Origin of the sequence: Luteimonas terrae (genome assembly GCF_031457535.1) — a bacterium.
Classification (GTDB): Bacteria; Pseudomonadota; Gammaproteobacteria; order Xanthomonadales; family Xanthomonadaceae; genus Luteimonas; species Luteimonas terrae_A.
In genome coordinates this window covers 107,079-123,514 of the sequence record NZ_JAVDWO010000002.1, presented here as the reverse complement: position 1 = coordinate 123,514, position 16,436 = coordinate 107,079, and the positions used below count along the sequence as shown (strand labels likewise).

Genomic DNA, 16,436 nt, shown 5'->3' with positions numbered 1-16,436 from the left:
GCTGTTGCTGTTTCGAATCACGAATCTCCCAATCACGAATCCCGGCTTCTCCATGGACAAAGTCTTCATCGAAGGCCTCGAGATCGAGGCGCTGATCGGCATCTACGACTGGGAGCGGCGGATCCGCCAGCCGCTCGTGTTCGATGTCGAGATGGCGTTCGACAACCGCGTGCCCGCGGCGAGCGACGATATCAATGACACGCTGAACTACAAGGCGGTCAGCAAGCGTCTGATCGACTATGTCTCCGCCTCCGAATTCGGTCTCGTCGAGACGCTCGCCGAGCGCTGCGCGGCGATCGTGATCGAGGAGTTCAAGGTCGATTGGGTACGATTGAAGCTCAGCAAGCCGGGCGCGGTGCGTGGTGCGCGCGCGGTGGGCGTGCTCATCGAGCGGACGGCGTCCGCGACGCAGCAGGTCGATTGATGCAACAGCAGCTGGAGCGTCTGCAGGCGGCGCTAGCGCCCTACCCCTGGGCCTACACCCTGATCGTGCTGAGCGGCATCCTGCTGGTCGCGTGGCTGGCCAACTGGCTGACCAAGCGGGTGTTGCTGCGCGGCCTGATGCGCGTGCTGCGCGCCACGCCACTGGGCGGACGCGAGCACGACCACGACGTGCAACTGCGGGTGATTCCGCGCCTGGCCAACGTGGTGCCGGCGCTGGTGGTGTCGGCCGGCATCGCCGTGGTGCCGGATCTGCCACCCCAGCTGGTGACGATCGTACGGGCGCTGTGCCAGGCGTTCGTCGTGGTGACGGTGGCGCTGTCGATCGCGCGCCTGCTGGACCTGATCAACGGCGCCTACGAGCGCCGGCCCGAAGCCCGCAACAAGCCGATCAAGGGTTACTTCCAGGTCGTCAAGATCATCATGTTCGTGCTGGTCGGCATCTCGGTGGTCGCGACGCTGATCGGTGCCGAGTTCCTGCACATCATCACCGGCCTGGGCGCGATGACCGCGGTGCTGATGCTGATCTTCCAGGACACCATCCTGTCGCTGGTCGCCAGCGTGCAGATCAGCAACGACGGCCGCGTGCGGGTGGGCGACTGGATCGAGATGCCAGGCCAGAACGCCGACGGTGACGTCATCGACATCGCCCTGCATACGATCACCGTGCAGAACTTCGACCGCACCGTGACCACGGTGCCGACCAAGAAACTGGTCAGCGATTCGTTCAAGAACTGGCGACCGATGAGCGAAGGCGGCGGGCGCCGGATCAAGCGCGCGCTGTACATCGACCAGCGCAGCGTGCGCTTCCTCGAGCCCGAGCACGTGGCGCGTCTGCGCCGTTTCCGTGTGATCGACGGGTATCTCGACCGCAAGCACCGCGAACTCGACGACTGGAACGCGCGCCTCCACGGCGCCGACACGGTCAACACACGGCGCGTCACCAACCTTGGTACGTTTCGCGCCTACGTCGAGCACTACCTGCGTCACCATCCCGGCATCCACCAGGAGCTGACCCTGCTGGTGCGGCAGTTGCAGCCGACCGAGACCGGCCTGCCGCTGGAGATCTACTGCTTCACCAACGACACCGCATGGGTGGCCTACGAGGGCATCCAGTCGGACATCTTCGACCACCTGCTGGCGATCCTCGGCGAGTTCGATCTGCGGGTGTTCCAGCGCACCAGCGATGCACCGGTCGACGTCAACCTACGCCGCCTGGACGACGCGGACGGCGTCAAGGGCGCGGGTCCACGACTGCACACCGCTGCGCCGCTGCCCGCCCCCGACGCCGGCTGAGACACGTGCCACGCCTCGCGCGGATGCGGGGCAATCGGCGATCATGGCGCCCCCACCGGAGCGCGCCATGCCCATCGCCCTGCTCAGCCTCGGCAGCAACGTCGACCCCGAGCGCCACCTGCGCGCGGCGATCGCGGCGTTGCGGAAGCGCTTCGAGGACGTCGTGGTCTCGGCGGTCTACCGCTTTCCGGCGGTCGGCTACACGGGCCCGGATTTCCTCAACGCCGCGGCGACGGTGCGTACCGATCTCACGCCCGCGGCCTTGAACGACTGGCTGCATGCGCTCGAGGACGCGCATGGGCGCGACCGCAGCGGCCCGCGCTACAGCGACCGCACGCTCGACATCGACATCGTGCTGTTCGACGACGCGGTGCTCGGTGGTGCCGGCAACCCCGGATCGGGCCCGGGGCAGGGTCTCCACATCCCGCGCGATGAACTGCGCCATGCCTTCGTGCTGCGGCCTGCGGCGGAGATCGCGCCCGACTGGCCGCATCCTGTCGACGGCCCATCGCTTGCGCAGTTGTGGGATGCACATCCGGATCGCGACACGGAGTTCGAGCGTGTGGAGGGATTCGACGCGGGCGCGTCCGGCTGATGGACGCGCCCGCGCGCCTGCGTATTCTCGGCACGGGCTGCCATCACCCGGCGCAGCGCGTGGCATCGACGGTGTTCGATACGCGTCTCGGGCTGGCGCCGGGCAGCAGCGAAGCCGCCACCGGCGTCGCGATGCGCGGCATCGCCGGCGACGACGAGACCGCATCCTGGATGGCGGCGCGCGCGGCCGATGCTGCGCTGCAGGCCGCGGGCATCGACGGCAGTGCACTCGATGCGATCGTCTCGACCTGCGCGGTCATGGAGCAGCCGATTCCCTGTCAGGCCGCCCTGGTGCAACGCGCGCTGGGGCTTGGCGGTTCCGGCATTCCGGCGTTCGACATCAACGCGACCTGCCTGGGATTCCTGGTTGCGCTGGATCTTGTCGCGGCCTCGATCGCCGCCGGCCGGTACCGACGCGTGCTGGTCGTCGCCAGTGAAGTCCCGTCGCGCGGTCTGCGCGCGGACGATCCGGTCACCGCACCGCTATTCGGCGATGGCGCCGCAGCGGTCGTGCTCGGCGCCGCCGCGCCTACCGAGGATTCGGCGCTGCTGGCGTGGCGCATGGAAACCTTCGCCGAAGGGGCCGACGCCTGCCGCATCCGTGGCGGCGGCACGCGCATTGCGCCGGGCGATCCGCGCAACGACGACCGCGATGCCTATCGTTTCGAAATGGACGGGCCGGCGACGTTCCGCATGGCCGGTCGTCGTTTGCCGCGCCTGCTCGTTCAGTTGCTCGGGGCCGCCGGCCTGACACTGGACGACATCGACTGCGTGGTGCCGCACCAGGCCTCGGGCGGCGGCCTCGACCGCATCGTGCAGGCGTTGCGACTGCCCGAAGCGCGCACGGTGCGCATTCTCGGCGAGCACGGCAATCAGGTCGCGGCCTCGTTGCCGCATGCCTTGCACCACGCGATCGATGCCGGGCGCCTGCAGCGCGGCCAGACCTGCCTGCTGCTGGGCACCGGCGCCGGCCTGTCGGTCGGCGGCGCGGTGCTGCGGTACTGACATGCGCGTCGAGCTGACCCTGTTCGACGTCGGCCAGTGCCGCCACTGCGAGCGCGTCACGCTGGCCGGGGGGCGCTGGGGCAACGTGACGTTTCCGTCGATGGTCGCGCTGATCGTGCATCCGACCGAGGGGGCGATCCTCTACGACACCGGTTACGCGGCGCATTTCATGGACGCGACCGCAGGCTTTCCCGAGCGGCTGTACCGCTGGGCGACGCCGGTGGATCTGCCACACGCGCAACGGCTGGAAGTGCAGCTCGCCGCGCACGGCCTGCGCCCGGCCGACATCCGCTGGTGCCTGGTCTCGCACTTCCACGCCGACCACATCGCCGGCCTGCGCGACCTGCCGAACGCGCGTTTCGTGTGCATGCGCGAGGATCTCGACGCGATGCGCGCGATGTCGCGCGTGCGCGGCCTGCGCAACGGCTGGCTGCCGGCGCTGCTGCCGCATGACTTCGACGCACGTGTGCGGTATGCCGGCGATGGCGTTGCGCGTGCATTGCCGGCGCCATGGGACAGCTTGGGTGAAGGCTTCGACCTCTTCGGCGACGGCAGCCTGTTCGCGGTGCCGATGCCGGGCCATGCGCCGCGGCAGATGGGGCTGTGCCTGCGCGATGCGGACGACCGCGCGGTCCTGCTGTGCGCCGACGCCTGCTGGTCGCACCTGACGTTCCGCGAGCATCGCCTGCCGACCTGGCCGGCGCGGCTGGTGACCCACGACTGGGCGGCCTACGCGCGTACCGTCGAGCGCCTGCACACGCTCGCGGTCAGCGCGCCCGATGTCGCGATCCTGCCGTCGCATTGCCAGGCCAGTCTCGACACGTATCGCGCGGCGACGCACGGAGGTCCCGCATGCGCATCCTCGTGACCGGCGCGTCCGGCTTCGTCGGCGGCGCGTTTCTGCGGCGTCATGCCGGGCGCGCCGATCTGCAACTCGTTGGCACCGGGCGCCGCGCAACCGATGTGCCGAATTACATCCGTTGCGATCTCAGTCAGCCCTTCGACCTGCCGGTGCGGCCCGACGTGGTGATCCACGCCGCCGCGCGTTCATCGCCCTGGGGCACGCGCGCCGAGTACATCGCGCAGAACGTCGACGCGACGCGGCACGTCATCGACTTCTGCCGTCGCAACGGCAACCCGCGGCTGGTCTATCTGTCGTCGAGTTCGGTGTTTTACCGCGAGGCGCATCAATACGACCTGCGCGAGGACAGCCCGGTCGGCCCGACGTTCGTCAACACCTATGCCGAAACCAAGTACGCCGGCGAACAGCTGGTACGCGACTATCCCGGCGCGCACGTGATCGTGCGGCCGCGCGCGGTGTTCGGCGTCGGCGACACCGTGCTGTTTCCGCGCATCCTCGAAGCCGCGCGCCGCGGCGCCTTGCCGCTGTTCACCGGACAGGGCCGGCCGGTGGTCGGCGACCTGATCCAGATCGACACGCTGTCGGATTACCTGCTGCGCGTCGCGACGATGGACCGCCCGGCCGACAGCTACAACCTGACCAACGCGCAGCCGGTCGACATCCAGGCCTTGCTGCTCGACGTGCTGGCGCGGCTGGATCTGCCACCACCGACGCGGCGCGTTCCCATCGGCGCCGCCTTGCGCATGGCGACCGTCACCGAATGGCTGTGGCGCGGCCTGCGCCTGCGCGGCGAGCCGCCACTGACGCGTTTCGGCGTCGGTGTGTTCGCGTATTCGAAGACCTTCGATCCCGCTCGGATGCTCGCCGATCTCGGCCCGCCGAGTGTGTCGATCGAAACCGGCATCGACGACTTCATCGCCTGGCAGCGGGCGCAGTGGGCGGCCTGAGCGTCGCGGTGTTGCTCGCCGGCGCGTATGGCGCGTTGCTGGCGTTGCGCGCGGTCTGCGCAGGGCGCGAGATCCGCCGGCAGGCAGCGCAGCCAACGCCGGATGCCGCATTCGCCCTGCACGAGGTCGCGGTGCTGCAGCCGATCCTCGGTGGTGACCCGCGGCTGATCGACGTGCTGTGCGAAACGCTCGATGCACTGCCGGGCGTGTGCTTCCACTGGCTCGTCGATGCTGGCGACATGCACGCCGAATCGGTCATCGCATCGCTGCAGGCCACGCATCCGCACGCCGTCATCATCGTGCACGTCAACCCGCCTGCGCCCGACGGGATAAACCCCAAGAGCTTCAAGCTCGACCGCGCGCTGGCGACGGTCGAGGCGCCGGTGTGCCTGGTGCTCGACGACGACGCGACGCTGACCGCCAATGCACTCGCGCGTCTGGTTGCAGCGCTCGACAGCGCCGACATCGCGACCGCATTGCCGGGCTACGTCGACGACGGCGAGCCAATGGCTGGGCGGCTGCTGGCGCAGTTCGTCAACGACAACGCGGCGCTGACCTATCTCGCGCCGCTGGCCTGGGCGCCGCCGGTGTCGATCAGCGGCATGTGCTACGCGCTGCGCACTGCACATCTGCGCGCGCTCGGCGGGTTCGCGCCGCTGCTGCGCGCGCTGGCCGACGACCTGGCGATGGCCGACCAGGTGCGCGCGCACGGCGGCCGCATCGCCCAGACCATTGCCCCGGTGCGCGTGCGCACCAGCATCGACGGCCGTGCGCATTACCTGCGCCAGATGCATCGCTGGATGCTGTTCGCGACGCTGCTGCTGCGGCGCCAGCCACTGCGGATGCGCGTCCTGATCACGCTGCTGCATGGCCTGCCGCCGCTGTTGCTGTGGGCGATGGGCGTGGCCTTGGCCATGCAGCCCACGCTCGGGGGTGCACTCTGGGTCGTCGGCGTACTCGGGGTCCGTGCAGCTGTGCCCGCATGGTTGCAGCGCAGGCTCGGCGTGTCCGCGCCACAGCGCCCGCTGCTCTCGCTGCTGGCCGAGCTGCTGCAGCCGCTGCATCTGTTGCACGCGAGCTGCGTGCGCACGGTGCGCTGGCGCAGTCGGCGCTATCGCGTGCATGCCGACGGTGGCTTCCATGTCGTCTGAGACCACCGCGCCGATCCGCATCGCCTTCCTGACCGGGCGCAGTGATCCGTCGCGCTGCGGTCTGAGTCCGGAGCAACGGGTGTTTCTCGATGCGCTGCGTGCACCCGGCCGCGAACTCGTCGACTGCAACTTTCCGTATGCCGCGCCAGATCCCGGACACATCGCTGTCCCGTTGCCGGTCGCGGCGTGGCGCAATCTCGGCGACTACATCGGTGCGCGCCGCTCCGCGTTTTCCCGGCAGCACCGCGCATCGGTGACGGCGACGTTCGAAGGGGTGGACAACGTCGTGCTGCTGGCCGGCAGCTGCGGGTTGGAACTGCTGGCGAACCTGGGCCTGCCCGCTGACCTGCGGGCGCGGCTGCACGTCTTCGCCTACGGCCCGGTCGCGCGACATGCGCCGGACGTCGCCCGCCTGTTGTGCGTGCGTGGACGCAGCGACTTGATATCGCGTGTCGGCTGGCGCGGCCCGGTCCACGTTGTCGACGGCGGACACATGGACTACCTGCGCCGGCCCGACGTGCACGCCCTGTGCGAAGACTTCATCGCGGCAACGCCATGCGCATCGACCTGATCGCACCGCCCTACAGCGGCCACCTGCATCCGGTGCTCGCGATGGCCTGCCAACTCACCGCGCGGCACCAGGTGCGGGTGCTGTCGACCCCGTCGGCGATGGCGCAGGTCGCCCGCGCCGGTCTGGTCGGCGTGCCGCTGCTCGATGCCGACGCCGAGCGCGTGCTCGATGCGATCTCCGATCCGCGTCATGCAGTGCGCAACCATCCGCTACGCATGCATCGGCAACTGCGCGCCGCGCTCGACGTCATGGCCCGCTTCGCGCGGGCCTTGCGCGAGACGTATGCGGACGCGGCAACGCGACCTGGGCTCGTCATCGCCGACTTCACCGTGCCGGCTGCAGGCGCGGTCGCGCAGTCGCTCGGCATCCGCTGGTGGACCAGCCTGCCGTCGCCAAGCGTGCTCGAAGCGCCGGATGGACCGCCGGCCTATATGGGCGGTCTGTCGCCGGCCACGCATGCGGGCCAGCGTCTCCAGCACGCACTGGCGCGGCTGGCGGTGCGCGGCTTCAAGCGCGGCGTGCATCGCGCGTATCGACACCGCATGACCGCGCTGGGCCTGCCGCGGCTGTATCGCGACGACGGCAGCGAAGCGGTGTACTCGCCCGAACGTATTCTCGCGCTCGGCATCGACGCGCTGGAATTTCCACGCACCTGGCCGGCCGCGCTGCGTTTCATCGGGCCGCAGTTGCCGACGCCTGGTACCGATACGCCGTGGTCGGTACCGCGTCGGGAGCCGCGTTTCGTCGAAGGTCGCCGCCACGTGCTGGTGACGCTGGGAACGCATCTGAGCTGGGCCAAGAATGCGTTCGACGCGCGCCTGCGCGCGTTGGCCGCGGCGATGCCGGACGTGGAATTCCATTTCACCGATGGCGATGCTGCCGCCGATCACCACGACCACACGGGCAATTACCAGCGCCTGGCCTATGTCGACTACGCGCGCTGGATCGGCCGCTACGACCTCGTCGTGCACCACGGCGGGGCCGGCATCCTCTACCAGTGTCTGGCGGCCGGGCGTCCGGCCATCGTCTGCCCGCAGGACTACGACCAGTTCGACCACGCCGCGCGCCTGGAGCACGCACGCGCTGCGCTGTGGCTGCGCGATCCCGCCGGACTGGAGGTCGCGGTGCGGCGCGCCTTCGCAGACCCCGAGCTATTCGACGGTCTGCCGGCACTGCAGGCGGCGGCGCGCGAGACCACCGACGCGCATCCGCTGGTCACGTTGGTCGCCGACGACACGTCGTGGTAGTGCCCGACGGCCGAAGATGACGTCTGTCACTGGGCAACGCGCCCGCCGGGCGACACCATCCAGTCGACGCCCGTGTGCCGGGCGTCGCGTATCGAAAGGGGAGAAGATCATGTTCGACAAGCTGTCGCGAAGCTGGGGTCTGGTGAAGGCGAGTGCGGCCGTGCTGCGCTCGGACAAGGAACTGATGTTGTTCCCGGTGCTGTCGGGCCTGGCCACGCTGGCAGTGCTGGCGACCTTCGTGCTGCCGCTGTTCGCGCTGCGCGTCTTCGAGCACGGCATCGGCCTGGCCGGCCTGCTGCTCGCATTCGTCTTCTACTTCTGCCAGTACACGGTGATCGTGTTCTTCAACTGCGCGCTGGTCGGCGCGGCGATGATCCGCCTGGGCGGCGGCGATCCGACGCTGTCCGACGGACTGGCCGCGGCGAAGCGCCGCTTGCCGGCGATTCTCGGCTATGCGGCCATCGCCGCGACCGTCGGCGTGCTGCTGCAGTCGCTCAAGCACAAGGAGAACAATTTCCTGGTGCGGCTGCTCGGCAGCGGTCTCGGTGCAGCCTGGACACTGGCGACCTTCCTCGTCGTGCCGGTGCTGGTCAGCCGCGATGTCGGGCCGATCGATGCGCTCAAGCAGAGTGTCACCCTGCTCAAGCGCACCTGGGGCGAGAACGCGATCGGCAATGTCGGCATCGGTGCGGCCTTCGGCCTGTTGACGACGCTGGTCGCGATGATCGGCGTCGGCCTGACGTTCATCGCGCTGCAGAGCTCGGTCGTGCTCGGCATCGCCGTCGGCGTGGTCTGCGCGCTGGGCGTGCTGTTGCTGGCTGTCTACCAGGCCGCGTTGACCGGCATCTACTCGGCTGCGCTGTACCGCTACGCGGTGTCGCACGACGTGCCGGACGGATTCTCCGGTGCGCAGCTCGCGCATGCGTTCGAGCCGAAGCGCTAGACGCATGCCGCAGCCGACCTGTAGGAGCGCGCTTGCGCGCGATGGGCGTCGCGGGAGAGCCTGTTCGCGCGCAAGCGCGCTCCTACAGGAGGCGCCCACGACGCAGATCGGGCGGGCCTACAGCGAACGCCCGCCGTCGAGCCGCAGCACTTCGCCGGTGATGAAGCCGCCGCGCAGCAGCCAGGCGACGGCATTGGCGATCTCCTCGGCGCTGCCGAGCCGGGCCAGCGGCGTCGCATCGAGAATGCGCGTCTGCTGCGCGGCATCCGCGCCGTCTTCCGGCCACAGAATCGCGCCGGGCGACACCGCGTTGACCCGCACCTCCGGTGCCAGCGCGACCGCGAGGCCACGGGTCAGGCCGAGCAGGGCGGCCTTCGACGCCGCATAGGCGACCAGATCGGCGCGTGGGCGTTCGGCGTACAGATCGCCGATGTTGACGATCGCCCCGCGCGCCGCGCGCAGATGCGGCGCCGCGGCCTGCGCCAGCAGGAACGGCGCACGTGCATTGGTCGCCATCAGCGCATCGAAGGCGGCGGCACCGGTGGCGTCAAACGCGGTCGGTGCGAATGCCGCGGCGTTGTTGACCAGCGCATCGAGCCTGCCGAAACGCGCGACGGTGTGCTCGACCAATGCCGGCAGCACGGCGGCGTCGACCAGATCACCTTGCAGCACGCATGTACTGCCCGGTCGCTGTGCATCGAGTTCGGCGGCCAGTGCATCGGCGTCGTCGCGCGAGCGATGGCAATGCAACGCGACCGCGAACCCATCGGCATGCAGGCGACGCACGATCGCCGCGCCGATGCGACGGGCAGCGCCGGTGACCAAGACAACGGGAGCGGGTGCGGACGCGGACATGCCGTAACGTGATGTGGCGGTGGGACGCCACCTTACGCCACCTGCCAGGAACCGTCGTGCGGATGGCCAGACCGGCTCTTCATCAGTGCGGCCGGGTCGTAGACCACGCGTGCAGCGGTCCGAGCAGGTGAGCCCCTCTCCTCGAGGGAGAGGGGTGAGGGCAGGCCGTCCGCGACCCATCGTCATCGCGCATCCACGGCGCCGCAGGAAGTCTTCCACGCCACTCCCACGTGGACCACGTCTGCCTGCTTATCGCCCGCTCGACGAGGCCGCGCTGGTCGCCCATCTCACCGCACACGGCGTCGCGCCGCATGGACCGGTCGAATCCAACTTGGGCGCGCAGGGCGATGGCGATTCACTGTGTTTCACCGATGTCGAAGGCAACGTCGTGGAGCTGAAAGCACGCGTGTGACGGCAGGCCGTCAGGTGGGCTCGCGTATCCTGATACACGCCTGTTCCGGAACCCCCATATGTCGAGCCAGATCCCTACACCGAGCGACGATGCGCTCGCCCACAGCGAGCGCCTGCGTGCCCTGATCCACGCCCAGATCGCCGAGGCCGGCGGGGCGATTCCGTTCTGGAAGTTCATGGAACTGGCGCTGTATGCGCCGGGCCTGGGCTACTACAGCGCGGGTGCGGCGAAGTTCGGTGCGGCCGGGGATTTCGTCACTGCGCCCGAGCTGGGGCCGCTGTTCGCCGAGTGTGTGGCCGAGGCGTTCGCGCCGGTGCTGCGCGAGCTCGGCGCGGAGGCGCAGTTCTTCGAGATCGGCGGCGGCAGCGGCGTCTTCGCAGGCGATGCGCTGGCCCATCTGGCGGCCCTCGACGCGACGCCGGCGCGCTACGCGATCCTCGAACCCAGTGCGGATCTGCGCGAGCGCCAGCGCCAGCATCTGCAGCAGCGCCTGTCGACGGATCTGTTCGCGCGCGTCGACTGGGTCGACGGCCCGATGCCCGGCGACTGGCAGGGCGTGCTGTTCGCCAACGAAGTCGTCGATGCGTTGCCCACACCGCGTTTCGTGATCGGCGAAGGCGAGGTGTTCGAGGAATACGTGACCCGCGACGGCGATGGCTTCGGCCGCACCGTACATCCGGCTGATGCGTTGCTCGGTTCGGCGGTACGCCACGTCGAGCGTCAACGTGGTGGACCGTTGCCGGATGGCTACCGCTCCGAATTGCTGCCGCAGCTGCCGTATTGGGTGCAGGCGGTCGCCGGCGGTCTGACCCGCGGCGCGATGCTGTTCGTCGACTACGGCTACGCGCGGCGCGAGTTCTACCGTGACGATCGCGACGCCGGCACGCTGCGCGCGTTCCATCGCCACCAGGTCACCGGCGACGTGTTCGCGCTGCCGGGCCTGCAGGATCTGACTGCGTCGGTCGATTTCACCGCGCTGGCCGAGGCCGGCACGCATGCCGGGTTCGAGTTCGCCGGTTACTGCAACCAGACCTCGCTACTGCTCGGCAACCGTCTCGAGCAGCGCCTGGCCGCGCACGAGGCATTGGCGCCCGACGAGGCCGCGCGCTACGCGCTGCGTCAGCAGGCCAAACGGCTCACATTGCCGGGCGAGATGGGCGAGGCCTTCCAGGCGATCGGCTTCGCGAAGGACGCCGACTTCGAACACGCCTTCTTGATCGGCGACATGAGCCACCGTCTGTGAGCCGGCGCCCGCGTTTCGGACGCGCGTTCAAGCCGCTGCGCCGCCCGGTGTTGTGGGGCGGGCTGTGGATCGCGGCGATCGCAATCGTCGTCGTGCTGTCGCTGGCGCCGTCGGTGCCTGTGCCGGACGTCCCCAACAGCGACAAGCTGCACCACTTTCTCGCCTACTTCGCGCTGGCCGCCGCCGCAGTGCAGCTCTACGCGCGCTGGCCTGCACTGTTGGGAGCGGGGATCGGCCTGGTGCTGCTGGGCATCGGCCTCGAGTACGCACAGGGCGCGTTGACGGACACCCGCATGCAAGATCCCGCCGACGCGCTCGCGAACACGCTGGGCGTGATCGTGGGCCTGTCCACGCGGCTCACGCCCTTCCGCGATCTGCTGCTGTGGTTCGACACGCGGCCCGATCGACCCCGGCGCTGAGCCGCTTGCCCGATACTCCTTCCATTCCCGACCCGGTCCACCGCATGTCCGCCGTCCTGCCTTCCCACCTGTCCACCGCACCTGCCGACGATGCAGTCCGCGCCGACGCGCGCCTGGCCTGGGCCCGCGAAGCGAGCGGCGATGCCACGCTGACGCTCGTGCGCGCGTCGATGGATGCGGGCTTCCGCAGCTACTGGCGCGGCGAGGCGCATGGCCTGTCGCGCATCGTCATGGATTCGCCGCCGGGCCTGGAGGACGTGCGCCCGTGGCTGCGCATCCGCGATCTGCTGGAAATGCACGGCGTGCGCGTGCCGCACGTGCGGGCGCGCGATGTCGAATTGGGCTTCCTGCTGCTCGAGGATCTTGGTGGCGCGACCTGCCTGCAGACCTTGGAAACGCTCGATGCCGACGCGCTGATGGACGCGGCCTTCGAACAGCTGCTGCGTCTGCAGGCGATCGCGCCACCGGACGATCTGCCGGCCTTCGATAGCGCCATGCTGCTGCGCGAACTCGCCCTGTTCGACGACTGGTTCCTCGGCCGCCACCTCGGCGTCACGCTGTCGTTTGATGAGCGCGCCGGTTGGGAATCGGTGCAGGCGCATCTGATCGACGCGATGCTCGCGCAGCACCAGGTACTGGTGCATCGCGACTACATGCTGCGCAATCTGATGCCGGTCGAAGGCGGCGTTGCGGTGCTGGACTTCCAGGACGCTGTCACCGGGCCGATTGCCTACGACGTGGCCTGCCTGCTGCGCGATGCCTTCCACAGCTGGCCCGCCGCGCAGGCCGACGCCTGGCTGGCGCGCTACCACGCCCGTGCGCAGGCGGTCGGCCTGCCGGCGCCGGCGCTCGCGCAGTTCTTCCGCGATGTCGCGCTGACCGGCGTGCAGCGGCATCTCAAGGTCATGGGCATCTTCGCGCGTCTGCATCACCGCGACAGCAAGCCCAAGTATCTCGCCGATGCGCCGCGGTTCCTCGCCTATCTCGATGCGGTCGTGCCGCTCGATCCCGCGCTCGCGCCGCTGGGCGTGCTGCTCGACCGCCATGTGCGCCCGCGGTTCACCGCGGACTGATCCGAAGGACGCATCGCCATGCAGACCGTGATCCCGCAGCTGCGCATGACCCACGCCGAACGGAGCCTGGCGTTCTATGCCGCGCTCGGCTTCGTCGTCGACTGGGAGCATCGTTTCGATACCGGCATGCCGCTGTTCGCGCAGCTCACCCGCGACGGGCAGACGCTGTTCCTGACCGCCCACGCCGGCGACTGTGCGCCGGGCGGCGCGGTGTATTTCAAGGTGTGCGACGTCGATGCCTGCGCGCGTGCGTTCGCCGCCGCCGGTGTGCCGATCGTGCAGCCGCCATGGGATACGGACTGGGGCACGCGTGAGATGGTGCTCGTCGATCCCGACCACAATCGCCTGCGGTTCGCGCAGCACCCTGACTGATCGCGCCGCACGGCCCGAGGAGATTCCGATGGACGACCTGTTCGCAGACGCACCCGTGCCCGTCCACGGCATCCGTACCGGCATCGGTGGCTGGACGTATCCGGAGTGGCGCGACAACTTCTATCCCAAGGGCCTGGTGCAGAAGCGCGAGCTCGAATACGCCAGCCGCCGGCTGACCGCGATCGAGATCAACGGCACCTTCTACGGCGCGCAGAAGCCGGCGACCTATGCGAAGTGGGGCAGCGAGACACCGGACGGCTTCGTGTTCTCCCTGAAAGCGCCGCGTCACATCGTCGGCGCCCGCGCGCTGGCGGGTACCTCGAAGCAGATCGCGGGCTTCGTAGAAGGCGGCATCGCCGAGCTCGGCGACCATCTCGGCCCATTGCTGTGGCAGTTCGCGCCGCAGCGGCGTTTCGATGCCGAGGATGTCGAAGCCTTCCTCGACCTGCTGCCCGATGCCGTCGATGGCCTGCCGTTGCGCCACGCCATCGAAGTGCGGCATCCCTCGTTCCAGAGCGAGGCCTGGCTGCGCCTCGCGCGTGCGCGCGGCGTGGCGACGGTGTTCACCGATTCCACCGACTACCCGTCCTTTGCCGACATCACCGGCGGTTTCGTCTACGCCAGGCTGATGGCCAGTCGTGAGACCAGTACCACCGGCTATCCCGGCCTGCAGCTCGACGCCTGGGCCAAGCGCGCGCTGCAATGGGCAGCGGGCGAAGCGCCGACCGACCTGCCGTATGCAGGTGCCCGCGATGCCGCAGCGGTCACCCCGCGCGACACGTTCGTGTTTTTCATCTCGTCGGCGAAAGCCCGCAATCCGGCCGCGGCGATGGCGCTGCAGCAGCGCTTGGAGGTCACACAGAACGCTATCCGCTAGGTTGCGACGCGGATCACGGACGATCAGGATGAGGAGGCGCAGACTCGGCTGCAACTCGCGCAAGTTGGGTGCCAAGGATGGGCGCAAGAATTGTCTGCTTCCTGTTCGCTGCGGCCTGCGGCGTGACTCTGCTTCTTACATTCAAGAATCGGGAGTTGTCGGCTGAGAACGCTGAACTGCATCAGCGTCTCGTCACTCCGGTTCTGGGCAGCTGGCTGCCCGATACGACATTGCGCGACATTGACGATTTGACGATCGACCTGCATGGGGATGTCAGGGCACATCGGGTGATCCATGTCATGGATCCCGCATGCGGGGTCTGCGAGGCTTCGCTGCCGGGCGTCAGGTCGCTGCAGAATGAGCTGAAGGCAGAGTCTCAAGGCGCGCTGCTCATAGTCTCTGCAAGCCCTGAAGAGGCCTTACGCACATATCGCGATGATCACGAACTGGGCGGCGTCCGGTTTGTCCAATCGGATTCCAAGCTGCATAGCCAGATGGGCGTGCGTGTTGTTCCCACGACGATGGTTTCGGATTCCGATGGGCGCGTTCTAGCGGCGCACGTTGGCCTACTCGATACCAATGCCGTCAATCGAATCCTGACCGAGACTCGCTCCGAACGTCGGCGCGGGGCGGTCGAGATGCCAAGAGAGGAGGGGTTATGATGAAAACTGCAAAGAAGCTGGGGCTCGGCGTCTGTCTGGTTCTGTCGCTCGCCATCATGGGAGCCGGTGCAGCACAGGCGCTGACTTCCAACAGTCCATCGCGGGTCGCCTGTCCGGACTATCCCGGCTGTGATTTTGGCGGCACCCAGTACTACTGCTGTAATCCGGTTTGACCGGAAAGGGGTGCGTCGACTCCGGCGCACCTCTTACTGTTATCTGCTCTGCGCAATCGCCGCGATCCGCGCCTTGCGCAGCGCCTCCCCGACGGCCGGCCCGGTGATCCCCTCGGCGGCGATGTCGCGTGCATTGACCGCGAGCGCGGCGGCATGCGTGCGGCGGAGGGTGTCGCCCTGCGGATAGGCGTCCTCGGCGCTGCCCAGGCGGCCGCGCTTGTCGCACTCGCACACCAGCGCCAGCTGGGCGATGCGTTCGGGCTTGCGGAAGCCGTCGCAGCGCGCGATCAGGTCGTGCAGGGTCTCGTCGCGCAGCTCGGCGATCCGGTGCACGTTGAGATGCTCGCGACAGGCAACGACTGCGAGTTCGCGATGCGCCGCCGGCACCTTCAGCCGCGCGCACAGCCCCTCCAGTGGTTTCAGGCCGGCATGCTCGTGGCCGATGTGGCGGGGCAGCTTGTCTTTCGGCGTCAGTGCCTTGCCGAGGTCGTGGGTCAATGCGGCGAAGCCGATCAGCGCATCGCCGGGTGCAAGCCGCGCGGCCATGTCGCTGACCAGCTCCTGGTGCACGCCGGTGTCGACCTCGGGATGGTATTCGGCGCGCTGCGGCACGCCGTAGAGCGCGTCGACCTCGGGCAGCACGACCGCCAACGCACCGCAGTCATGCAGCGTGCGCAGGAACGCCGACGGCTGCTTCGATGCCAGCGCGCGCGACAGTTCCTGCCACACACGTTCGGGCGTCAGCGCCTCGAGTTCGCCGGCCGCGACCATGCCGCGCATCAGCGCCATCGTCTCGTCGGCGACGGTGAAACCGAACGGGGCGAAGCGGGCCATGAAGCGCGCGGCCCGGAGCACACGTAGCGGGTCTTCGGAGAATGCGTCACCGACATGACGCAGCACGCGCGCCTCGATGTCGCGCACGCCGCCGTAGGGATCGATGAGGGTGCCGTCCGGCGCTTCGGCAATCGCGTTGATGGTGAAGTCGCGACGGCCGAGGTCCTGCTCCAGCGTCACCGACGGATCGGCGTCGACGACGAAGCCACGATAGCCGCGCCCGGATTTGCGCTCGGTCCGCGCGAGCGCGTGCTCGTCCTGCGTTTCGGGATGCAGGAACACCGGGAAATCCAGGCCGATCGCACGGAAACCGACCGCTTCCATCGAGGCCTGGGTCTCACCGACAACGACGTAATCGCGGTCGCCGGGTGTCAGGCCCAGCAGCCGGTCGCGGACCGCGCCGCCGACGAGATAGATGCGCATGGACATGGGACCGAGGCCTGATAACGAGAGAAACGA

20 protein-coding genes are annotated in these 16,436 nt (G+C 68.8%); 18 read left to right on the top strand and 2 right to left on the bottom strand.

The features are described 5' to 3' along the window. Positions 1–52 precede the first annotated feature (52 nt). The 10 genes from folB to J2W68_RS02890 all read left to right on the top strand — a co-directional run bounded on the left by folB (position 53) and on the right by J2W68_RS02890 (position 9,057). A complete protein-coding gene (gene folB, locus J2W68_RS02935; RefSeq protein ID WP_310232995.1) occupies positions 53–424 on the top strand; it encodes a dihydroneopterin aldolase in 372 nt (123 codons plus the stop codon). Next, positions 424–1,737, top strand: a complete 1,314-nt coding sequence (locus J2W68_RS02930) for a mechanosensitive ion channel family protein (protein ID WP_310232659.1) — start codon at positions 424–426, stop codon at positions 1,735–1,737. The genes folB and J2W68_RS02930 overlap by 1 nt, the downstream gene beginning before the upstream one ends. 67 nt (positions 1,738–1,804) lie before the next feature. Beyond that, positions 1,805–2,332, top strand: a complete 528-nt coding sequence (folK, locus tag J2W68_RS02925; protein WP_310232657.1) for a 2-amino-4-hydroxy-6-hydroxymethyldihydropteridine diphosphokinase — start codon at positions 1,805–1,807, stop codon at positions 2,330–2,332. After that, positions 2,332–3,336: a 3-oxoacyl-[acyl-carrier-protein] synthase III C-terminal domain-containing protein gene (locus tag J2W68_RS02920; RefSeq protein ID WP_310232655.1), complete on the top strand. Its 1,005-nt coding sequence runs from the start codon at positions 2,332–2,334 to the stop codon at positions 3,334–3,336. Before folK ends, J2W68_RS02920 begins: the two co-directional genes overlap by 1 nt. Before the next feature lies 1 nt (position 3,337). Next, entirely contained in the window at positions 3,338–4,204 is an 867-nt protein-coding gene (locus J2W68_RS02915; RefSeq protein WP_310232652.1) for an MBL fold metallo-hydrolase, read from the top strand. Further along, positions 4,189–5,145 (top strand): NAD-dependent epimerase/dehydratase family protein, encoded by a 957-nt coding sequence (locus J2W68_RS02910; protein WP_310232650.1) that lies wholly within the window; start codon positions 4,189–4,191, stop codon positions 5,143–5,145. The genes J2W68_RS02915 and J2W68_RS02910 overlap by 16 nt, the downstream gene beginning before the upstream one ends. Next, complete coding sequence (locus J2W68_RS02905) at positions 5,142–6,296, top strand: glycosyltransferase (RefSeq protein WP_310232993.1); 1,155 nt, start codon at positions 5,142–5,144, stop codon at positions 6,294–6,296. Before J2W68_RS02910 ends, J2W68_RS02905 begins: the two co-directional genes overlap by 4 nt. Continuing rightward, the gene (locus J2W68_RS02900) at positions 6,286–6,867 is read left to right on the top strand and encodes a hypothetical protein (protein WP_310232648.1); all 582 of its coding nucleotides are present in this window, start codon (positions 6,286–6,288) and stop codon (positions 6,865–6,867) included. The genes J2W68_RS02905 and J2W68_RS02900 overlap by 11 nt, the downstream gene beginning before the upstream one ends. Further along, positions 6,852–8,114: a glycosyltransferase gene (locus tag J2W68_RS02895; protein WP_310232646.1), complete on the top strand. Its 1,263-nt coding sequence runs from the start codon at positions 6,852–6,854 to the stop codon at positions 8,112–8,114. Before J2W68_RS02900 ends, J2W68_RS02895 begins: the two co-directional genes overlap by 16 nt. A 109-nt stretch (positions 8,115–8,223) precedes the next feature. After that, positions 8,224–9,057: a DUF6159 family protein gene (locus J2W68_RS02890; RefSeq protein WP_310232643.1), complete on the top strand. Its 834-nt coding sequence runs from the start codon at positions 8,224–8,226 to the stop codon at positions 9,055–9,057. A gap of 117 nt (positions 9,058–9,174) precedes the next feature. Here the strand turns inward: J2W68_RS02890 and J2W68_RS02885 are convergent, their stop codons facing one another. Further along, positions 9,175–9,912, bottom strand: coding sequence for a pteridine reductase (locus tag J2W68_RS02885; RefSeq protein ID WP_310232641.1), 738 nt, complete (start codon positions 9,910–9,912; stop codon positions 9,175–9,177). A gap of 154 nt (positions 9,913–10,066) precedes the next feature. Between J2W68_RS02885 and J2W68_RS02880 the strand changes: the two genes are divergently transcribed. The 8 genes from J2W68_RS02880 to J2W68_RS02845 all read left to right on the top strand — a co-directional run bounded on the left by J2W68_RS02880 (position 10,067) and on the right by J2W68_RS02845 (position 15,143). Continuing rightward, positions 10,067–10,324, top strand: coding sequence for a hypothetical protein (locus J2W68_RS02880; protein ID WP_310232639.1), 258 nt, complete (start codon positions 10,067–10,069; stop codon positions 10,322–10,324). Positions 10,325–10,382: 58 nt separating this feature from the next. Then, the gene (locus J2W68_RS02875) at positions 10,383–11,567 is read left to right on the top strand and encodes a class I SAM-dependent methyltransferase (RefSeq protein ID WP_310232638.1); all 1,185 of its coding nucleotides are present in this window, start codon (positions 10,383–10,385) and stop codon (positions 11,565–11,567) included. Further along, a complete protein-coding gene (locus J2W68_RS02870) occupies positions 11,564–11,986 on the top strand; it encodes a VanZ family protein (protein WP_310232636.1) in 423 nt (140 codons plus the stop codon). The genes J2W68_RS02875 and J2W68_RS02870 overlap by 4 nt, the downstream gene beginning before the upstream one ends. Before the next feature lie 44 nt (positions 11,987–12,030). Next, on the top strand, positions 12,031–13,059 hold the full coding sequence (locus J2W68_RS02865) for an aminoglycoside phosphotransferase family protein (protein ID WP_310232634.1): 1,029 nt from the start codon (positions 12,031–12,033) through the stop codon (positions 13,057–13,059). Positions 13,060–13,077: 18 nt separating this feature from the next. After that, entirely contained in the window at positions 13,078–13,431 is a 354-nt protein-coding gene (locus tag J2W68_RS02860; protein WP_310232631.1) for a bleomycin resistance protein, read from the top strand. 28 nt (positions 13,432–13,459) lie between these two features. Then, positions 13,460–14,308, top strand: coding sequence for a DUF72 domain-containing protein (locus tag J2W68_RS02855; RefSeq protein WP_310232629.1), 849 nt, complete (start codon positions 13,460–13,462; stop codon positions 14,306–14,308). Between the two features lie 77 nt (positions 14,309–14,385). Further along, positions 14,386–14,970: a peroxiredoxin family protein gene (locus J2W68_RS02850; protein ID WP_310232627.1), complete on the top strand. Its 585-nt coding sequence runs from the start codon at positions 14,386–14,388 to the stop codon at positions 14,968–14,970. Further along, positions 14,970–15,143, top strand: a complete 174-nt coding sequence (locus tag J2W68_RS02845; RefSeq protein ID WP_310232625.1) for a hypothetical protein — start codon at positions 14,970–14,972, stop codon at positions 15,141–15,143. Before J2W68_RS02850 ends, J2W68_RS02845 begins: the two co-directional genes overlap by 1 nt. Before the next feature lie 39 nt (positions 15,144–15,182). On the opposite strand, the gene J2W68_RS02840 is transcribed toward J2W68_RS02845, so the two are convergent. Beyond that, positions 15,183–16,400 (bottom strand): multifunctional CCA addition/repair protein, encoded by a 1,218-nt coding sequence (locus J2W68_RS02840; RefSeq protein WP_310232991.1) that lies wholly within the window; start codon positions 16,398–16,400, stop codon positions 15,183–15,185. Positions 16,401–16,436 lie beyond the last annotated feature (36 nt).